Source organism: Armatimonas sp. (genome assembly GCF_043760365.1).
Lineage (GTDB): Bacteria > Armatimonadota > Armatimonadia > Armatimonadales > Armatimonadaceae > Armatimonas.
The window spans coordinates 1-3,462 of the sequence record NZ_JAYUPA010000764.1; the positions used below are offsets into that span (position 1 = coordinate 1).

The window sequence follows — 3,462 nt, forward strand, 5'->3', positions numbered from 1 at the left end:
GATGCCAGCATCGCGGGGGTAAGAAGCACCACCAGGCTGACCTCTAGCGCTGTCAGGAAGAGCCCGAAGGCATCGCGGGCTCCGTTGTAATCGTGGAGCATGGCGCGCAGGCTGAACCAGTAGAACAGCGGGATGATCAGCCCGACAATCGAGTAGATCACAACACGGTTCGCCTTAGACTGGCGGCGCAGTTGAAAGCGCATGGCGATCTCTTTGTAGAGAACAGGGTTTTCGGTAAAGACAGACATAGCAAAAGTCCTTCTCCTAGCTTAACGTCATTATGGCCGTTCTGGTTACGGCTCGCTACAAAAAATCACGGGCAGCAATTTTTGAGACGGTATAATAGCCCCATGGCCTTGACCACGGAAGATGTCCGCAAGGTAGGGACGCTGGCCCGCCTTGCCCTTGCAGACGACGAGATCGCGACAATTACCCCCCAGCTCAACGACCTCCTTGACCAGTTCGCTCGCTTACAGCAGCTCGATACCACGGGGGTCCTGCCCACGAGCCATGCTGTCCCTGTGACGGCACTGCTGCGCTCAGACGAGATTACGCCCTCGCTCTCCCAGGCCGAGGTACTCGCGCTCACGAGCCACACCGATGAGATCATGGGCGGCTTTATCGTCCCACAAGTCCTGGGAGGCGACTAGGCTATGGAACTGACCCACCTGAGCGCAAGTGCGATTGCAGCCAAAGTCAAGGCGAAAGAAGTGAGTGCCCGCGCCGTCATTGAGGCGTTTCTGGCGCGAATCGAAGCCAAAGACAGTGCCGTGGGGGCGTTTCTCACGGTGATGACGGAGCAAGCGCTGGCGCAGGCCGATGTCGTGGACGCGAAAATTGCGGCGGGGATAGACCCAGGGCCGCTGGCGGGCGTGCCCATCGCGCTTAAAGACAACTTGTGTACGTTGGGCATCGAGACAACTTGTGCAAGCAAGATTCTGAAAGGCTTTGTGCCGCCGTACAGTGCCACCGTGGTCGAGAAGCTCGAAGCCGCTGGGGCGATTGCGATTGGGAAGACGAACCTCGATGAGTTCGCGATGGGCTCGTCCACGGAAAACTCGGCGCTGAAGCTCACGCACAATCCGTGGAACCTGAGTAAAGTGCCCGGTGGTTCGTCGGGCGGGAGTGCAGCGGCAGTGGCGGCGGACTTTGCCCCGCTCTCGCTTGGCTCGGACACGGGCGGCTCGATCCGTCAGCCCGCGAGCTTCTGCGGTGTCGTGGGCGTCAAACCGACCTATGGCCGCGTGAGCCGCTACGGTTTGGTCGCCTTTGCTTCGTCGCTGGACCAGATCGGGCCGTTTGCAAAAAACATTGAGGACGCTGCCCTGGTAATGAACGTTCTCTCGGGCCATGATCCGCACGACTCGACCAGCGTCCCGCGCGACGTTCCGGACTACACGAAAGCACTCACGGGCGACATCAAGGGCCTGCGTATCGGTGTGCCCACGGAGTACTTCGCCGCCGGGATCGCGCCTGAGATTCGGATTCTGGTGCAGAGCGCGATTGGCGTGCTGCGTGGTCTCGGTGCGGAAGTCGGTGAGTGCTCGCTGCCGCACACCGAGTACACGCTTCCCGCCTACTACATCGTCGCGCCTGCCGAAGCATCCAGTAACCTCGCGCGCTACGACGGCGTGCGCTACGGCCATCGGACGCAGCGCGCCACCAGCCACATTGACTTATTTGAGAAGAGCCGTGAGGAAGGCTTTGGCGAGGAAGTGAAGCGGCGTATTTTAATCGGCACCTACGCGCTCTCAGCGGGCTACTACGATGCGTTTTACTTAAAAGCCCAGCAAATTCGCACGCTGATCCAGCAGGACTTTGAGAACGCGTTTGCGAACTTCGACGTGCTTATCACGCCCACGGCCCCGACCACGGCCTTTGGGATCGGGGAGAAAACCGACGATCCCTTGGCGATGAAACTCTCAGACATCTGCACACTCTCGGCCAACTTAGCCGGGATTCCGGCGCTTTCCCAGTGCTGTGGCTTTGATACAAATCAACTGCCCGTAGGAATGCAGCTCCTGGGGCCAGCGTTCTCCGAGGAGCTGCTCTTTAAAGTGGCCCACGCCTACGAACAAGCCACCGACTGGCACACCCGTAGACCTGCGTTCTAGTTTCGGCTCAGAGAATCAAGCAGCTTTTTTCGTTGCTCTGGATCGAGAATCTGCTGAGCAAGCCGTTTCGCATTGGGAAGATCATGGGTGTTTTGAAGACGCTGGATGGCATTCGTGACCAGGTAATCGTGGTTGCGATGCGCTTCGTCTAGAGAGAGCACTCGTAGCGCCTTTAGCACAGGTTCGGCCTTTTGTAGCTGGAAATTTCCTCGCTCAAGCCAGTGCTGGCCGAGTGTCAAGAGCACCTGGCCGCGCATTTGCTCGTCGTGGATTGTCTGTGCGAGCGCGAGAGGATCGGAAAAAGTGTCTAGATCGCTGTAGAAGAGCTGGTGTACTTCCTGATCGTAGGCTTTCTTCCCTTCGTCCGATGTCTGTGTGCGTAGGAGAGCCAGAGCTGTGGTCTGCGTGGTCTCATTGCCCTGCTTCTTACCCCGTGCTATTGAGAGGAGACTACGCAAAAGCTCCGGGAGGTCATCCGGGTGTGCGTAGGTGCGAATCAGCTCCAGTGACACCTCGGGAGAACCCAAAAAGTGTACCGACTGCTGAAGAAGCTGCTGGCGGGCAGAGAAGTAAGTGGTGGTGACGGACGGGGTTGTGGTGCCCACTTGAACGATTTTGCGCGGGCTGGCCCGTTGCGGCAGCAGCTCCAGAACCCGCCTCAGTCCCGCACTATCTTTCGCCGTCACGCACGAGTTGCCCAGCGTCGAGAGATCCGCTTCCTGCTTTGCTTTATCCGTGACGCGCTGAACGGCGGTGAGGGCTGCGGGTAAGTTGCCCGCTTTGTAGTACGCCGACATCAGGCTGGTGTAGATCCCCTCACGGGTTGTAGGGATCAACTGCTCCACAAGGCGCTCCGCCACAGCGGTATCACCCTGCCCTGCGAGCTGTGTGACAAGCGGGGCGAGAGCCGTGGAGCGCTCTGGCTCGGGAAGCGATGAGGCGTTGGCAAGCGTGGTATCCAGACCCTGACGCTGGCCCTGCGCGGAGAGGACTGCCACCAGGAGGTCTTTGTCGTTCTGGGCGCTGCGTAGCGCCTCCCGAAACTCCCCCGCCGTAATTTGTGCCTTGATGAGATCGGTTCGCAGATCTCCGTAGCTCTGGTGGTCTTCTTCTCCCTCGCGGAACGGGAGCGTTTGTATCAAGGCGGCTGCGCCCTTGCGGTCGCCCATCTTGAGCTTCACGCCTGCCAGAGTGTAGTTGATATTTTGCTTGCTGTAGGCCTTGCCAAAATCCAGAGTGCTCACAAATGAGCCGACATCGGTGCCATTTTGTTTCGCGGCAAGGGCAACGCAGCCAACAATACCAACAAACGTCGCAAGCGCCAGGACTCCCAGCCGTGTTGGCAGGC

4 protein-coding genes are annotated in these 3,462 nt (G+C 59.1%); 2 read left to right on the forward strand and 2 right to left on the reverse strand.

What is annotated here, in order from left to right:
• Positions 1-248, reverse strand: a 248-nt coding sequence (locus tag ACH2EH_RS18310) for a hypothetical protein (protein ID WP_395143870.1), incomplete at its 3' end; no start/stop codon positions are given.
• 102 nt (positions 249-350) lie between these two features.
• Between ACH2EH_RS18310 and gatC the strand changes: the two genes are divergently transcribed.
• Positions 351-650 carry an Asp-tRNA(Asn)/Glu-tRNA(Gln) amidotransferase subunit GatC gene (gatC, locus tag ACH2EH_RS18315; protein WP_395143872.1) on the forward strand — a complete coding sequence of 100 codons (300 nt, stop codon included), beginning with the start codon at positions 351-353 and terminating at the stop codon, positions 648-650.
• A 3-nt stretch (positions 651-653) separates the two neighbouring features.
• On the forward strand, positions 654-2,114 hold the full coding sequence (gatA, locus tag ACH2EH_RS18320; protein WP_395143874.1) for an Asp-tRNA(Asn)/Glu-tRNA(Gln) amidotransferase subunit GatA: 1,461 nt from the start codon (positions 654-656) through the stop codon (positions 2,112-2,114).
• On the opposite strand, the gene ACH2EH_RS18325 is transcribed toward gatA, so the two are convergent.
• The coding region (locus tag ACH2EH_RS18325; RefSeq protein WP_395143875.1) for a hypothetical protein at positions 2,111-3,462 on the reverse strand (1,352 nt) is incomplete at its 5' end. The genes gatA and ACH2EH_RS18325 overlap by 4 nt on opposite strands.

Bases quoted from the DNA above. Each gene is read 5' to 3' on its own strand.
- gatA (WP_395143874.1), top strand. From the start codon at position 654: ATGGAACTGACCCACCTGAGCGCAAGTGCGATTGCAGCCAAAGTCAAG.
- gatC (WP_395143872.1), top strand. From the start codon at position 351: ATGGCCTTGACCACGGAAGATGTCCGCAAGGTAGGGACGCTGGCCCGC.